The 15819-nt window shown below is 71.4% G+C and carries 14 protein-coding genes; 11 read left to right on the forward strand and 3 right to left on the reverse strand.

Annotated features, from left to right (window positions below):
* Positions 1-93 precede the first annotated feature (93 nt).
* Both OG219_RS23495 and OG219_RS23500 read left to right on the forward strand, forming a co-directional pair.
* Positions 94-1473, forward strand: coding sequence for a PLP-dependent aminotransferase family protein (locus OG219_RS23495; RefSeq protein ID WP_266829497.1), 1380 nt, complete (start codon positions 94-96; stop codon positions 1471-1473).
* 190 nt (positions 1474-1663) lie between these two features.
* On the forward strand, positions 1664-2914 hold the full coding sequence (locus tag OG219_RS23500; RefSeq protein ID WP_266829499.1) for an MFS transporter: 1251 nt from the start codon (positions 1664-1666) through the stop codon (positions 2912-2914).
* Here OG219_RS23500 and OG219_RS23505 read toward each other — a convergent pair.
* From OG219_RS23505 to OG219_RS23515, 3 genes are all read right to left on the reverse strand, one after another.
* A complete protein-coding gene (locus OG219_RS23505) occupies positions 2889-3728 on the reverse strand; it encodes a triphosphoribosyl-dephospho-CoA synthase (RefSeq protein WP_266829501.1) in 840 nt (279 codons plus the stop codon). The two genes, OG219_RS23500 and OG219_RS23505, sit on opposite strands and share 26 nt — an antisense overlap.
* 9 nt (positions 3729-3737) lie before the next feature.
* Positions 3738-4697, reverse strand: a complete 960-nt coding sequence (locus OG219_RS23510; RefSeq protein WP_266829503.1) for an intradiol ring-cleavage dioxygenase — start codon at positions 4695-4697, stop codon at positions 3738-3740.
* A gap of 134 nt (positions 4698-4831) precedes the next feature.
* On the reverse strand, positions 4832-5332 hold the full coding sequence (locus tag OG219_RS23515) for an ATP-binding protein (protein WP_266829505.1): 501 nt from the start codon (positions 5330-5332) through the stop codon (positions 4832-4834).
* A gap of 291 nt (positions 5333-5623) precedes the next feature.
* Here OG219_RS23515 and OG219_RS23520 point away from each other — a divergent pair, with 291 nt between their 5' ends.
* The 9 genes from OG219_RS23520 to OG219_RS23560 all read left to right on the forward strand — a co-directional run bounded on the left by OG219_RS23520 (position 5624) and on the right by OG219_RS23560 (position 15582).
* Positions 5624-6454, forward strand: coding sequence for a hypothetical protein (locus OG219_RS23520; RefSeq protein ID WP_266829507.1), 831 nt, complete (start codon positions 5624-5626; stop codon positions 6452-6454).
* Between the two features lie 159 nt (positions 6455-6613).
* Positions 6614-7360 (forward strand): YcnI family protein, encoded by a 747-nt coding sequence (locus OG219_RS23525; RefSeq protein ID WP_266829509.1) that lies wholly within the window; start codon positions 6614-6616, stop codon positions 7358-7360.
* A 106-nt stretch (positions 7361-7466) separates the two neighbouring features.
* Positions 7467-8120, forward strand: coding sequence for an SCO family protein (locus OG219_RS23530; protein WP_266829511.1), 654 nt, complete (start codon positions 7467-7469; stop codon positions 8118-8120).
* Positions 8117-8581: a copper chaperone PCu(A)C gene (locus OG219_RS23535; protein ID WP_266829513.1), complete on the forward strand. Its 465-nt coding sequence runs from the start codon at positions 8117-8119 to the stop codon at positions 8579-8581. Before OG219_RS23530 ends, OG219_RS23535 begins: the two co-directional genes overlap by 4 nt.
* 14 nt (positions 8582-8595) lie before the next feature.
* Entirely contained in the window at positions 8596-10554 is a 1959-nt protein-coding gene (locus OG219_RS23540; protein ID WP_266829515.1) for a copper resistance CopC/CopD family protein, read from the forward strand.
* Between the two features lie 8 nt (positions 10555-10562).
* Positions 10563-11840: an iron uptake transporter deferrochelatase/peroxidase subunit gene (gene efeB / locus OG219_RS23545; RefSeq protein ID WP_266829517.1), complete on the forward strand. Its 1278-nt coding sequence runs from the start codon at positions 10563-10565 to the stop codon at positions 11838-11840.
* Positions 11841-11920: 80 nt separating this feature from the next.
* On the forward strand, positions 11921-12853 hold the full coding sequence (pheA, locus tag OG219_RS23550; protein WP_266829519.1) for a prephenate dehydratase: 933 nt from the start codon (positions 11921-11923) through the stop codon (positions 12851-12853).
* A gap of 612 nt (positions 12854-13465) precedes the next feature.
* Positions 13466-14743 (forward strand): serine--tRNA ligase, encoded by a 1278-nt coding sequence (serS, locus tag OG219_RS23555; RefSeq protein WP_266829521.1) that lies wholly within the window; start codon positions 13466-13468, stop codon positions 14741-14743.
* Complete coding sequence (locus OG219_RS23560; RefSeq protein WP_266829523.1) at positions 14740-15582, forward strand: HAD family hydrolase; 843 nt, start codon at positions 14740-14742, stop codon at positions 15580-15582. Before serS ends, OG219_RS23560 begins: the two co-directional genes overlap by 4 nt.
* Positions 15583-15819 lie beyond the last annotated feature (237 nt).

A 15819-nucleotide genomic window follows, 5' to 3' on the forward strand; every position in this document is an offset into this window, starting at 1 on the left:
GCGCTCTTCAAGGGCTGATACGAGGCTGATACGAGATTGATGGCCGGGTACCTGTGGTGGTGCCCGGCCATTCGCGTGCCTAGGGGGCCTTTCGTGGATGACTTCTGGTCGGGCGTCGGTGTGGACCTGCATCTGGAGCCCGATGCGAGTGCGGGGCGCAGAACGGGGCTCGAACAGGCGCTGCGCGACGCCGTGCGCGACGGGCGGCTCGCGCCGGGTACCCGGCTGCCCGCGACGCGGCGGCTCGCGGCCGAGCTGGGCGTTTCCCGGGGGACGGCGAAGGCGGCGTACGACCAGCTGATCGCCGAGGGGTATCTGACCGCCCGGCAGGGTTCGGGCACTGACGTGGCGGCGCTGCCGCTGGACGGCGTGTCGGCGGCTGCCGGGGCTCCACGCGCGCGTGCGCCTCTTTTCGATCTTCGCCCCGGCAGCCCGGACGTCGGAACGTTCCCGGCGGCGGCCTGGCTGCGGGCGCTGCGGCGGGCGATCGCTACGGCGCCCTCCTTGGCATACGACTACGGGGATCCGCGCGGCCGCATCGAACTGCGGACGGCGTTGTCGGGGTACCTGGGCCGGGCCCGGGGCGTGCTCGCGCCGCCCGAGCGGATCGTGATCACCTCGGGGTACGTGCAGGGGCTCGCGCTCCTCGCGCGCGTGCTGGACGGCGGGACGGTCGCCATGGAGGACCCCGGGCTGCCGTTCCACCGGGACGTGGTGCGGCGGGGCGGCGGGAGAGTGGTGCCGCTGCCGGTCGACGAACGTGGAGCCTGTGCGTGCGAGTTGGCCTCCGTCGAGGCGGACGCGGTCGTCGTCACGCCCGCACACCAGTATCCGACCGGCGTCACGCTGCACCCCGAACGGCGGCGGGCGCTGACCGACTGGGCACGCGCGCGTGGCGGGCTGATCGTCGAGGACGACTACGACGGGGAGTTCCGCTACGACCGGCAGCCGGTCGGCGCCCTCCAGGGGATGGCACCGGGGCAGGTCGCCTACCTGGGTACGGCCTCCAAGACGCTCGGGCCCGCGCTGCGCCTGGGCTGGATGGTGCTGCCGCCGCACCTGGTCGACGCGGTGGCCGACGCCAAGCTGCACAGCGACCATCACACCGAGTCCATCGGGCAGTTGGCCCTCGCCGAGATGATCAACAGCCACGCGTACGACCGGCACGTACGCGCGTGCCGCCTGCGGTACCGCCGGCGCCGGGACCAGCTCCTCGGCCGGCTGGGGGCGCGGCAGAGCGTACGGGGGATCGCGGCGGGGCTGCACGCGCTGGTGGAAGTGCCGGACGAGGCCGAGACGCTGGCGCGGGCGGCGGAGGAAGGGCTCGCGGTCGGGTACCTCGGGGAGCACTGGCACGCGCCGGGCGACGGCGACGGCCGGACGCAGGGGCTGGTCGTGGGGTACGGGACACCGAGGGAACGGGTGTACCCGGAGGCGCTGGAGGTGTTGGGGCGGGTGCTGGGGACCGACTGACGCCCTCTCCGGAGGGGCTTGAGACCGGCTGGCGGCTTCTCCGGAAGGGCTTGAGAGCAGCTGACGCCCTCTCCGGAGAGCCTTGGCAGGCACCGGCTGACGGCCTCTCCAGCGGCCTCTGGATTGGGCCATGAATCGGCGCTCCAATTGGGCCTGTTGAGGGGCCCACCGCGCTTCTAGTGTCGGCCTCATGACGAACTCTCTGGTCCCGCCCGCGGGTCCGCAGCGTGTCCTGGCTCTGGCCCAGTTGGCCAACTCCGTCGGAGACGGCGCCTACTACGTGACGTCGGCGCTGTACTTCACGCATGTCGTCGGTCTCGCCCCCGGACGGGTGGGGCTGGGGCTGACCGTGGCGTGGGCCGTCGGTTCGCTGGTGGGTGTGCCGTTGGGGCGGCTGGCCGACCGGCGCGGGCCGCGCGGCACGGCGGTGCTGCTCGCACTGGCGACCGCGGCGGCGGTGGCGTCCTTCCTCGTCGTACGCGGCTTCCTCCCCTTCGTGCTCGCGGCGTGCGCGTACGCGTCCGCACAGTCGGGGCTCGCGGCGGCCCGGCAGGCGCTCCTTGCTGGGCTGGTCCCGGCCGGGGAGCGGACCGGGCTGCTCGCGCATCTGCAGTCGACGCTCAACGCCGGTCTGGCCGTGGGGGCGGGCCTCGGCGGGCTCGCGCTGCATGCCGGGACGCGCGCCGCGTACCTCGGGGTGTTCGCGCTGGACGCGGTGAGCTTCCTGCTGTGCGCGGCGCTGATGGTGCGACTGCCGTCCGTGCCCGCCTCGGCGGCCGTCGCCGTACCGCGCAGTCATGGCCTCGGAGTTCTGCGCGACCGCCCCTACGTACTGGTCACGTTCCTCAACACCGTGCTGCTGCTGCGGATGCCGCTGCTCAGCCTCGGCATCCCGCTGTGGATCACCGAGCGGACGGAGGCGCCCGCCTGGCTGGTCTCCGCGCTGTTCGTGCTCAACACGGGCGCGGTGATGGTCTTCCAGGTGCGGATGGCCCGCGGGGTCACGGGGCTCGCGTCCGCCACGCGCGCGATACGCCGGTCCGGGCTCGTCATGCTGGCGTCCTGCGTGGTCTTCGCCCTGTCGTCCGGTGTCTCTCCGTGGGTCGCGGTGGGTGTGCTGGTGGCGGGCGCGGTGCTTCAGGTCGTCGCCGAGATGCAGCAGTCCGCGGGTTCCTGGCAGCTGGCCTTCGACCTCGCTCCGGCCGACCGCATGGGCGAGTACCAGGGCTTCTTCGGCACCGGCGTCACGGTGGCCCGCACGATGGGCCCCCTCGTCCTGACCGCGCTGCTGGTGGGCTGGGGAACGCCGGGCTGGCTGCTGCTCGGCGGGGTGATGCTGGCGGCCTCGTACGCGATGGGACCGGCGACGCGATGGGCCACAGCCACCGCCACCGCCGGCCCTTCGAAGGAGCCCGTCAGGCAGCCCGTACCGGTGAACTGACCACCACCGGCCGCGAGTCCACGAACAGGGCCCCCGCGAGCAGCCCTCCGCTGCCACGGGGGCTCCACGCGCGCGCGTGGAGGTCGTCGTCAAGGGCGGACAGGGCCGCACGGCCCGCCTCCGTGGACGTACCGCCCGCTTCGAGGACTCCGCGGGCGCCCGCCTGGACATGGCGGAGGCCGTGCGGTCCCGCTGTGTAGAGCAACTCGGTGTCCTGGAGGGTGGACATGACGGTGAGGAGGGCGTCGAGCCGGGCGTACGGCTCGGGGGCGCCTGCCGAGCGGGCGGTGCCGAGTGCGGCCAACGCCCGCCGTACGTGCGGGAATCCGGCGCGGGCCTCGCCGCGTGCCCCGGCGGCGCCGTACTTCGCCGAGACGGACGACCCCCGGGAGGGCCGCCGGGGTGCCCGCCGGTCGGTGTGCGCCGCTATCCGCTTGGCGGTCGCGGCGACGTCGCTCCCCGTGGCGCGGGGTTCCAGGGCCGCGGCGGCGACCAGGAGCCCGAGGGCCCACATGGCGCCGCGGTGTCCGCCGCCCGCGAGTGCCACCGAGTGCTCGGTGGACCGGCCGATCGCGCCCAGCTCCGTACGGAGTTCGGGCGAGGGCAGGCCGATGCGGCGGGCGGCGGCCGCCATGGCCGCGAAGCCGGGCGCCAGCGCCTTGGCCGACCAGCGCAGGGAACAGTGGTCCTGGCGGGTGGCCCGGGCGTCGAGATCGCGCGGGTCGGGCAGTCCGGGCTTGGGAGCCAGTTCCAACTGCCAGGTCAGCGCGGCCACGGCGGCCCGCGCGAGCGTCTCGTCCTCGCGGCTGCTCATGCGCGCACCCTACGAGGACGCCGAGGCGGACGGGGAGGCGCTGTCACTCGGGGCTTCGCTCGGCGGCGTACCGGTCGGCGCGTCGCCCGGGGCACCGCTGGGGGGCGTGCCACCGCCGCCGCTGCCCGCGCCGGTGCTCTCGGCGTCGGGGTCGATGCCCAGGACGATGGACCCCTTGTAGCCCTTGGACGGGTCCTTCTTGTGGACCGCCTTCAGGGTCAGCAGACCGCCGGCCGCGCCGTTGTCCTCGTAGACCATGTCGTCGGCGAGCTTGGTGTAGCTGCCGCTGTGCCGGGAGTACGGCTCCAGGGCGAAGATCTCCGCGGCGATGTCGTCGTCGAAGAACAGCTGGCCGGTGAAGTTCACCGTGCCACCCTCGTAGGTGCCGTCCTCCTTCTCGCCGCCGGTGTGCACCTTGACGTGGATGTGGCAGGTGCGCGGCGTGTACCAGCCGGGGAAGATCGTCTCGAACTTGACGACCCCGTTGGCATTGGCGACCTGGTAGCCGCGGAGGTACGTCTTGTCGTCGGCGGTGGAGCCGTCCTCGCTCTCGGCAGGCGCGGAGCCGCCGGGGTTGGCGGTGGTGTAGCCGGAGTAGTAGCCCCAGGCGTCGCAGTGCCAGATCTCCACGGCGGCGCCGGCGACCGGGGCACAGGAGTCGGTGGTGTCCTGGACGGTGATGCGCAGGGTCAGCGGGACGCCGCTCTTGCCCTCGGTGATGTCCTTCCGCACCAGGGCGCCGTCAAGGTAGTACGGCCCCTCCGTGACGCTGGACATCAGCACGCACTGGCCGCCGCCGGTGGAGCTCGCCGAGGCGGAGGCGGCCGCGTCGGTCTCGGTGGTGGTCGTTTCGTCGGCGAACGCCGCCTGGTATCCCGCGAAGGCGATTCCGCCGGCCGCGACCGTGCCTCCGGTCACCGCGATCGCGCGGCGCCGGGTGATCGAGTTCTCTTTGTGGCTTCCCGTCATGCTGGGAAAATTAGGGGCGTCACCCGTCAAGCACATGGGGTGGCGCTGTCAGTTGGCTGTGGGCCATGAGAAAGCTGAAGCCGGCCCGATGGCCGATCCGTCACCAAGGCGGGGCGTTCACCGAGGTCACCGGGCTACACCGCCATCAGAGGCGCGTCCTTCTTCCACTTCAGGATCTTGTCGAAGCTGACCACCGCGCCGCCCCGTCCCGGCTTGTTGCCGATCTGGACGTGGTCCGCGAGTTCCTGGATCAGACACAGACCCCGGCCGTGCTCGGCGTCGCTGCGGGCCGGTACCGGACGGAGCGGGGTACGGGTGAAGCGCCCCGGCCCGAGGTCGGGGGCGGGCGGGAGACCGGGGTCAGGCGGGAAGCCCGGGCCGGAGTCGGCGACTTCGATGCGGCATTTCTCGCCGTCGAGATAGGCGGTCACCCGGTAGGCCTCCGAGGAGCCGCCGTGCGCGGTGCCCCCGCCGTGCTCGACGGCGTTGGCGCAGGCCTCGCTCAGGGCGACGGAGAGGTCGAAGGAGACGTCCGGGTCGACGCCCGCCGTCTCCATCGTGCCGAGCAGCAGGCGTCTGGCGAGCGGAACGCTCGCAGCTTCACGCCGCAAATGGAGTGACCACCAGATGCTCATGCTCCAGCCTCCCGGCCACGGCTCGACATACCGTTACGTATTGCCGCAACCACGCGTGCGCAATCGCCCACTTGACGTGATGCCGCCCATACGGCGGATGCGCGGGTGACAGGGAGCGGTGTATGTGCGGGGCGATGACGGGCGTCCGTGCAGGCGGCAGGGTCTGCGCCGGGTGCGGAGCGCCGCCTTCCGGGCCGTACACAATCGTGCGGACCTGCCGTAGGGAACGGGTGAGGATCTCGCGGACCTGCCGTGGGGAGCGGTTGGGCCCAGTGCGATGATGAGCCCGCCATGACTGCCCCCCACAAGCGCACGGCGCGCTCCGGATGCGATCTCCGGATGCTCCGGGCCGCGGTGTTCGCCGCGGTCTGCGTCGTGCTGGCCGCGGCCGGTCATGTGCTCGCCTCCTCCGTCACGGTCCCCCTGTGGACGCTCGGAGCGGGGTTCCTCACGGTCTTCGCGGTCGCCGCGCCGCTGGCGGGACGTGAGCGTTCGCTGCCGGGCATCGCGGCGGTCCTGGCGACCGGCCAGACCGTCCTGCACTCGCTGTTCGGGCTCGGCCAGCACGGCGGTACGACGATGGGGGCGACCACCGCGTCGGCCACCGGGTCGGGCGTGGCCGACGCGTCGCTCGTCGAGCGCGCCGCACGTCTGGTGTGCGGCGCGGGCGCGGCGGCGATCAGCCCCGCGCAGGCCCAGAAGATCCTCGCCGAGGCGCGGATCGACACGGGCACGGCGCAGTCCATGCACCACCCCGCGGACGCCATGTCGGCCACCGCGAGTTCCTCGATGTCGGTGCTGCCCTCGGTGCCGATGCTGCTCTGCCATGTACTCGCAGCCGTCGCCGCCGGATGGGTGCTGCGCCGCGGTGACATGGCGCTGCTGCGTCTCATCCGGCTGTCTGCACACGGCGTCGCCGAGGGGGCGCTCCTGCGCTCCCTGCGCGCCGCGCTCGCACTCGTACGCGCCCTGCGTGCGGGGCTTCCGGGTACGCCCGGCGCGGCCCCGCGCACCCAGCGCCCCGTGCTGCTCGCGCCACCGAAGCCCCGTATCACCGCGCTTCAGCACACCGTGATCCGGCGCGGACCGCCGCACTCCACCGCGCTCGTCCTCGCTGCCTGACGCGACGCACCACTCCTCCGAGGGGCTGCCGTCGTGCGGCACGCGCGCGTGCCCGCGTTTTCGGTGCCCCCAAGGGGTGCCCCATGGGCGGTTCTCCGCACGCGCATCGCGCATCACGCGCCCCTGCTCATCGGACTAGAAGTGGAGTGCCTCCTTTTCATGAAGATTTCCCGTATCGCCGCCGCCGGTGCCGTCGCCGCCTCGGCCGTCCTCGTCCTGTCCGGCCCCGCCTTCGCGCACGTCAGCGTGCAGCCGGAGGGCGAAGCCGCCAAGGGCGGTTACGCCACGGTCGACTTCAAGGTCCCGAACGAACGCGACAACGCCTCGACCACCAAGCTCGAGGTCAACTTCCCGACCGACCACCCGCTCGCCTCCGTCATGCCGCAGCCGGTCGACGGCTGGACCGCCAAGGTCACCAAGTCCACGCTGGACAAGCCGCTCGAACTGCACGGCGAGACGATCTCCGAGGCCGTCACCAAGGTCACCTGGACCGCGACCGGCAAGGGCATCGAGGCGGGCTACTTCCAGAAGTTCCCGCTCTCCATCGGCCCGCTCCCCGAGGACGCCGACGAACTCGTCTTCAAGGCGATCCAGACGTACTCCAACAAGGAGGTCGTCCGCTGGATCGAGGAGCAGAAGGAGGGCGAGGAGGAGCCGGAGAACCCGGCTCCGGTGCTCGCGCTCAGCGCGGCGACCGAGGAGGGCCACCACGGGGCCACCGGCACCGCCACCCCCTCCGACGACGCCTCGGCGACCACGGAGCAGGCGGCGGCCACCGAGGTCACCTCCGCGTCCACCGACAGCAGTGACACCACCGCCCGCGTGCTCGGCGTCGTCGGCATCGTCGTCGGCGTGGCGGGCGTGGCGTACGGCGTGCTCGCCGGCCGCCGGCGCACCAACGCCTGAGGTCCATCGCACTCTCGGTGCACGCCGGAGGTCGTACGACATCGCTGTACTGGCCGTCGTCCGACCCCGGTGCGCACCGGAGCACTCACATCTGGGACATTTTTGTATGCGCAAGAAGACGTACGCCGCGGCCGCCCTGTTCGCCGCCGCCGCTCTGACCCTCTCCGCCTGCGGCAGCGGTGACGACAGCAACAAGCCGGTCGCCGACGTGTCGGCCGAGGCCGGTTCGGAGAAGGCCGCGACGGTTCTCGACCAGCCGTTCGAGAAGCCGGACCTCGTGCTCACCGACGCGGAGGGCAAGAAGTACGACCTCCGCGCGGAGACCAAGGGCGTCCCGACGCTGATCTACTTCGGCTACACCCACTGCCCCGACGTCTGCCCGCTGACGATGAACAACCTGGCCGTCGCCAAGAAGGCGCTGCCCAAGGCCGAACAGGACAAGCTCCGCGTCGTGTTCGTCACCACCGACCCGGACCGCGACACCCCCGCCGCGCTCGGCAAGTGGCTCAAGGGCATCGACTCCGACTTCGTCGGTCTGACCGGCGACTTCGCCACGATCCAGGCCGGCGCCCGCACCCTGGGCATCTCCATCGAGCCGACGTCGAAGGACAAGAACGGCAAGCTCGTCTCCGTGCACGGCACCCAGGTCATCGCGTTCTCGCCGAAGACCGACGGGGGCTATGTGCTCTACGGCGAGGACGCCACCGTCGACGACTACATCAAGGACCTCCCCAAGCTCATCAAGGGGCAGAACCCGTGAGGCGTCGTCGGACCGGAGCAGCCGTGCTGGCCGTCGCGGCCCTGGCGCTCGCCGGGTGCGGCGCGGACAGTTCCGCCAACACCTCGGCCGAGCCCGAACTGAAGGTCACCGGCGCGTACATGCCCGCCCCGAGCATGGACACCATGGCGGCCGGCTTCTTCACCGTCACCAACTCCGGCGGCGCCGACACCCTGACCTCGGTCACCAGCGACCTCTCGGGCGACGTCACCCTGCACGCCACCAAGGGCGGCACGATGGAGGAGAAGAAGTCCTTCGCCGTGCCCTCCGACGGCACACTCGACTTCGCCAGCGGCGGCAACCACCTCATGTTCGAAAACCTCACCCACCGGCCGAAGCAGGGCGAGAAGGTGGCAGTGGAACTGCACTTCGCCAAGTCCGGCACGGTGAAGGTCTCGATGCCGGTGAAGTCCGCGACGTACAACCCGAAGACCGGGCACTGAGGGAGGGATCACCTGTGACGCGGACCATCGCTCCCCGTGGCGCCAAGCATGGCGTCGCGCGTGTACGGACGCTGCTGTTGCTGTTCCTCGCCGTCGCCGGCGCGCTGCTGGCCGGCGCCGCGCCCGCCTCCGCGCACGCCGCGCTGACCGGGAGCAACCCGACACAGGGGTCGGTGGTCGACACGGCGCCCACCGAGGTCTCGCTGACGTTCTCCGAACAGGTCGCGCTGTCCGACAACGCCCTCCAGGTCCTCGACCCCAAAGGCCAGCGCGTCGACACCGGCAAGCCGACCAACACGAGCGCCACCACGTACGCCGTGAAGCTGCACTCGGGGCTGCCCGACGGCACGTTCACCGTCACCTACCAGGTGGTGTCGGCGGACAGCCACCCCGTCTCGGGCGCCTTCACCTTCTCCATCGGCGCGCCCTCGCAGACCTCCGTGGCGGTCTCCGGCCAGGAGGCGGGCGGCGGATTCGTCGGCGTGCTCTACGAAACCGGGCGCTACGTCTCGTACGCGGGGTTCATCCTCCTCGTCGGCGGCGCGGCCTTCGTGCTCGCCTGCTGGCAGCGGGGCGCCGGGGTCCGCCCGGTGCAGCGCCTCGTGGTCTCCGGGTGGCTCGCGCTGACCGGCGCCACCCTCGCGCTGCTCCTCCTGCGCGGTTCCTACGTCGGCTCCGGCAAGGTCGGTGACATCTTCGACCTGTCGCTGCTCGGGCAGGTGCTGCAGACCAAGGCGGGCGCGGCGCTGGTGTCGCGGCTGCTGCTGCTCGCCGCGGGCGCGCTGTTCATCGCGGTGCTCTTCGGGGCGTACGTGAAGCGGGACGAGGCGGCTGCTTCCGAGGCGGGGGCCGCCGAAGACGCGGCCGAAGCGGCAGTTGAGGAGAAGAAGGACCTCACCTTCGGGCTCGCGATCGGCGGGGCCGTCGTCGCGGCGGGCCTGGCCGCGACCTGGGCGATGGCCGAGCACGCCTCGACCGGCATCCAGACCGGCCTCGCGATGCCGGTCGACGTGCTGCACCTGCTGGCGGTCGCCCTCTGGCTCGGCGGGCTCTCGGCGCTGCTCGTGGCCCTGTTCCGGGCGCCCGCCGACGCGCAGATCGATGCGGCGGCGGTGCGCCGTTTCTCGCGCGTCGCGTTCAGCAGCGTGATCGCGCTGGTCGCGACCGGGAGCTACCAGGCGTGGCGCCAGGTCGGTTCCTGGTCGGCGCTCACCGACACGGCGTACGGGCAGCTGCTGCTCGTCAAGATCGGCCTGGTGACGGTCCTCGTCGGCATCGCGTGGATCTCGCGGCGCTGGACGGGGCAGCTGTCGGAGGTTCCGGCTCCGGAGGCCGTCGCGGCCTCCGTGGTCGAGCAGCGCGCGAAGACGCGGACGAAGGTCGCCGCGGGCTCCGCCGACTCACGGCGGGCCGCCCAGCTCGCCAGGCAGCAAGCCGCCGTGGCCACCGCGCGCGACAAGCGCCTCCGCGACGCCGACCCGCTCCGCTCGGGCCTGCGCCGCTCGGTGCTCGCCGAGGCGGGCGTCGCCGTCGTCCTGCTCGCGATCACGACGGTGCTGACGTCCACCGAGCCGGGACGTACGGAGGAGGACGCGAAGGCGGCCACCTCGTCGTCCTCCTCCCAGCAGTCCGGACCGCTGTCGCTGAAGATCCCGTTCGACACGGGCGCCGAGGACGGCAAGGGCACGGTGGAGGTCACCCTCGACCCGGCCCGCGTCGGCGGCAACGAAATGCATGTCTTCGTAGTACGGCCCAACGGCAAGGCCTTCGACGTCCCCGAGGTGAAGATCGCCTTCACCCTGGAGGCGAAGGACATCGGCCCGCTGCCCGTGACCCCCGACCGCATCGCCACCGGCCACTGGACGGCGAGCGGAGTGCAGATCCCCCTCGCGGGCGACTGGAAGGTCGAAGTGACCGTGCGGACCTCCGACATCGACCAAGTGACCGTAGACAAGAACGCGAAGATCGGCTGAACCTGACCATGGCTGACCAGTCCACCTCGGAGGCCTCCAGGGAGACCGATTCCGAAGACGCCTCCCCCGGGGAGGGCATTTCGCGGCGGCGGCTGCTGGGCACCGCCGGTGCCACCGGGCTCGTGCTCGGTGCGGCCGGCGGAGCCGCGGGGTACGCCGCCGCCCCCTCCGACAAAGCCGTGCCGCTCACCTCACTTGGCGCGGACACGGTGATGTTTCACGGGAAACATCAGACCGGCATCACCGACGCCCTCCACGCCCGCGGCCATCTCGTCGCCTTCGACCTGACGGCCGGCGCGGGCCGCAAGGAGGCGGCCGCGCTGCTGCGCCGCTGGTCGACGACGGCCCAGCGGCTGATGGCGGGCGAGGCCGCCGCCCAGGACGACACGGACGTCGCCCGCGACGCCGGACCCTCGTCCCTGACGGTCACCTTCGGCTTCGGCCACAGCTTCTTCGCCCGTACGGGCCTGGAGAAGCAGCGCCCGGTCGCCCTGGACCCGCTGCCCGACTTCTCCTCGGACCACCTCGACAAGGCTCGCAGCAACGGCGACCTGTGGGTGCAGATCGGCGCGAACGACGCCCTGGTCGCCTTCCACGCCCTGCGCGCGATCCAGCGGGACGCGGGCAGCGCGGCCCGTGTGCGCTGGCAGATGAACGGCTTCAACCGCTCTCCGGGGGCCACCGCCCAGCCCATGACGGCCCGCAACCTGATGGGCCAGCTCGACGGCACCCGCAATCCGAAGCCGGCCGAGTCCGACTTCGACGAGCGCATCTTCGTGCCCGCCTCCGGCGACCCGGCCTGGATGGCGAACGGCTCGTACGCCGTCGTACGCCGTATCCGCATGCTCCTCGACACCTGGGAGCAGCTCTCGGTGAAGGTCCAGGAGGACGTCATCGGGCGGAAGAAGTCCACCGGGGCGGCGCTGAGCGGCGGCACCGAGACAACCGACATGAACCTCGACAAGACCGACGCCGACGGCAACCTCGTCGTCCCCATCAACGCGCACGCCCGGATCACCCGCCCCGACCAGAACGGCGGCGCCGCGATGCTGCGCCGGCCGTTCTCCTTCCACGACGGCTTCGACGCGGACGGGGTGCCCGACGCGGGCCTGCTCTTCGTCTGCTGGCAGGCCGATCCGGTCCGCGGCTTCGTCCCCGTCCAGCGCAAGCTCGACCGCGGCGACGCACTCTCCGAGTTCATCCGCCACGAGTCGAGCGGACTGTTCGCGGTGCCGGGCGGGGCGGCGGAGGGGGAGTACGTGGGGCAGCGGTTGCTGGAGGGGTGACCGTCCCTGAGCGGTCCTCTCAGGGGCGGTTGTTTCCACAGGCGTGAGCCGGGTTGTCCCAGGCCCATTAGGGTGAGGTCATGCCAGCCAGCTACGCGTATCTCGGTCCTCAGGGCACGTTCACCGAAGTCGCTCTGCGGACGCTTCCGGAGGCTGCCACCCGGGAGCTCGTCCCGATGGTGTCGGTTCCCGCCGCGCTCGACGCCGTCCGCAACGGCGAGGCCGAGGCCGCGTTCGTGCCGATCGAGAACTCCGTGGAGGGCGGCATCACCACGACCCTCGACGAGCTGGTCGCGGGCGAGCCGCTGATGATCTACCGCGAGGTGCTGCTGTCGATCACCTTCGCGCTGCTGGTCAGGCCCGGCACGAAGCTGTCGGAGATCAAGACGGTGACCGCGCACCCGGCCGCGCAGCCGCAGGTGCGCAACTGGATGAAGGCGAACCTCCCGGACGTGCTGTGGGAGTCCGCGGCGTCGAACGCGGACGGTGCGCGCCTCGTACAGGAGGGCCGGTACGACGCCGCCTTCGCGGGCGAGTTCGCGGCGGGCCCGTACGGCCTGGTGCCGCTGGAGACCGGTATCCACGACGCGGAGAACGCGCAGACGCGGTTCGTGCTGGTGGGACGGCCGGCCCGGCCCGCGGCGCCGACCGGCGCGGACAAGACGTCCGTGGTCCTGTGGCAGCGCGACGACCACCCCGGTGGGCTGCGCGACCTCCTCGGCGAGTTCGCCACGCGCGGCATCAACCTGATGCTGCTGCAGTCCCGGCCGACCGGCGAGGGCATCGGCAACTACTGCTTCTGCATCGACGCCGAGGGCCACATCTCCGACCGTCGGGTGGCCGATGCCCTGATGGGACTCAAGCGGATCTGCCTCCAGGTGCGTTTCCTCGGGTCGTACCCGCGCGCGGACGTGAGTGTGGAGGCCGTACGCGCTCCCCTGCGGGGGACGTCGGACGAGGAGTTCGTGGCGGCGGCCGACTGGGTCGCGCGTTGCCACGACGGCCGGTTCTAGCCCGTCGTCGGGTTGTCGTAGGTCGTCATCAGCCGTCGCACCAGTCCCACCAGTCCCGTCGCGCCGGTCCTACCTGCTGATTTTCGTCATCCACAAGAGTTATCCACAGGCGCGCTTCTCGACCTGGGGACAAGTCGACAACGAAGCGCTACATCGTCGACAAATCGGCCTGCGGGCCCCCGATTCGTCCACAGGCGCGCACGTCACCCCTCGTCCACTCTTTTCCTTTGGTCAATCCTATGGAGCGAAGCATTTCCGCTCGAATCCACTCGAACGTGGGTGTAGGGATGGTTTGACCCGGGAATTCCTCACCCCGGCCGGGATTTTCGGAATGATCACTTCCGTAGTCCACAGATCATCCACACAGCCTGTGGATAACTTCACGGAGGCTTAGGGCCCTGTGGACAACACCCTCCCCAAATCCCGCTCACCACAAGGGAATCCGGTCAACCGGCCAACCGTCGCATGCCCCGATTCGGGGAGCATCGCCCTTTTATTGACGCGCAATAACGATCAAGAGATTCAGTCCGGCATTTCGGTCATAACGTGACAGAAGTAACGCGCCGGAATATCGAGTCGTTGGCCGGAAGCACGCACCGGTAACCTTGAGGGGTGATTGACCTTCGCCTGCTCCGTGAGGACCCCGACCGTGTTCGCGCCTCCCAGCGCGCCCGTGGAGAGGACGTCGCGCTCGTCGACGCCCTCCTCTCCGCCGACGAGCGGCGCAGGTCGTCCGGCCTCCGCTTCGACGAGCTGCGCTCCGAGCAGAAGGCGCTCGGCAAGCTGATCCCCAGGGCCTCGGGTGACGAGAAGGCCGAGCTGCTGAAGAAGGCCGGTCAGCTGGCCGCCGACGTCAAGACGGCCGACGCCGAGCAGCACGAGGCGGACGAGGCGACCAAGCACCTCCTCCTCCAGCTCGGCAACCTGGTCCACCCCGACGTCCCGGTCGGCGGCGAGGAGGACTTCGTCGTCCTGGAGACGCACGGCACCATCCGTGACTTCGGCGCCGAGGGCTTCGAGCCCAAGGACCACCTGGAGCTCGGCGAGGCACTGGGCGCGATCGACGTCGAGCGCGGCGCCAAGGTGTCGGGCTCGCGCTTCTACTACCTCACCGGTGTCGGCGCGCTCCTGGAGCTCGCCCTCGTCAACGCGGCGATCGCGCAGGCCACCGAGGCCGGCTTCATCCCGATGCTCACCCCCGCGCTGGTCCGCCCGCGCGCCATGGAGGGCACCGGCTTCCTCGGCCAGGCCGCGGAGAACGTGTACCACCTGGAGAAGGACGACTACTACCTGGTCGGCACCTCCGAGGTCCCCCTCGCGGCGTACCACATGGACGAGATCCTCGACGCCGACAAGCTGCCCCTGCGGTACGCCGGCTTCTCGCCCTGCTTCCGACGCGAGGCCGGCACGTACGGCAAGGACACCCGCGGCATCTTCCGCGTGCACCAGTTCGACAAGGTCGAGATGTTCTCGTACGTCCACCCCGACGACGCCGAGAACGAGCACCAGCGCCTCCTGGAGTGGGAGAAGCAGTGGCTGACCGGCCTCGAGCTGCCCTTCCAGGTGATCGACGTGGCCTCGGGCGACCTCGGCGCCTCCGCGACCCGCAAGTTCGACTGCGAGGCGTGGATCCCGACCCAGGGCAAGTACCGCGAGCTGACCTCGGCCTCCAACTGCGACGGCTTCCAGGCGCGCCGCCTGTCCGTGCGGATGCGCGACGGCAAGAAGGTGCAGCCGCTCTCGACGCTGAACGGCACGCTGTGCGCCGTACCGCGCACGATCGTGGCGATCCTGGAGAACCACCAGCTGGCCGACGGATCCGTGCGGGTGCCGGAGGTACTGCGTCCGTACCTGGGCGGCCGTGAGGTCCTGGAGCCGATCTCCAAGTGACCGGCAGCACCACCGGGGCGACCTCGGCAACCGGGCCGTTCCCCTACAAGCTCGTCGCGACCGACCTCGACGGAACGCTGCTGCGCTCCGACGAGTCGGTCTCGGAACGTACGCGTGAGGCCCTCGCCGCGGTCACCGCGGCGGGCGCCGCGCACATCGTCGTGACCGGGCGCGCGGTGCCCTGGACCCGGCACATCCTCGACGACCTCGGCTACGAGGGCCTCGCGGTCTGCGGTCAGGGCGCGCAGGTGTACGACGCGGGGGAGCACCGGCTGCTCACCTCGGTGACCCTCGACCGGCAGCTGGCCGGTCTGGCGCTCGCCAAGATCGAGGCGGAGGTCGGCCCGCTGCTGCTGGCCGCCAGCCGCGACGGGCTCGACGGCGAGGTGCTGGTCGGGCCCGGCTACCGCAGGCATGACGGTCCGCTCCCGGTCGTACCGATCAAGGACGCGGCGGACCTCTGGTCGGCGCCCCTGAACAAGGTGTACGTGCAGCACGCGACGCTCTCCGACGACGAGCTCGCCGCGGTGGCCCTGGAGGTCGCGGGCGGTCTGGTCGGGGTGACGATGGCCGGCGCCGGGATAGTGGAGATCCTCCCCCTCGGCCTCTCCAAGGCGACGGGGCTGTCCCTGGCGGCCCGCCGCCTCGGCGTGAAGGCTGCGGACACCATCGCCTTCGGCGACATGCCCAACGACATCCCGATGTTCGCCTGGGCGGCGCACGGCGTGGCGATGGCCAACGCCCATGAGGAGCTCAAGGCGGTTGCGGACGAGGTGACGGCCTCGAACGAGGAGGACGGCATCGCGGTGGTGCTTGAGCGGTTGCTGGCGCAGCCGTAGCCGCCGTGCCTCTCCCGCCCGCCCCGAAGAGGCGGGCGGGAGAGGGGATCCCGCCGCGAAGCAGCGGATCGGATCGCCGCCAGGTCACAGCGGCTGCGTATGGGTGGGCGGCCACGCGCGAGTGCGCGCTCGAAGCGGCCGCCCCGGGCAGCCCCCCGTGCGGAGCGGGTTTCGACGGAGGGTGACTACTCCGGAACCCGCCGCGGGCTGCCCTGTTGGGAGCTCGACGAACTGCTC

The sequence above is a fragment of the Streptomyces sp. NBC_00038 genome (assembly GCF_026343635.1).
In the GTDB taxonomy this organism is placed as follows: domain Bacteria; phylum Actinomycetota; class Actinomycetes; order Streptomycetales; family Streptomycetaceae; genus Streptomyces.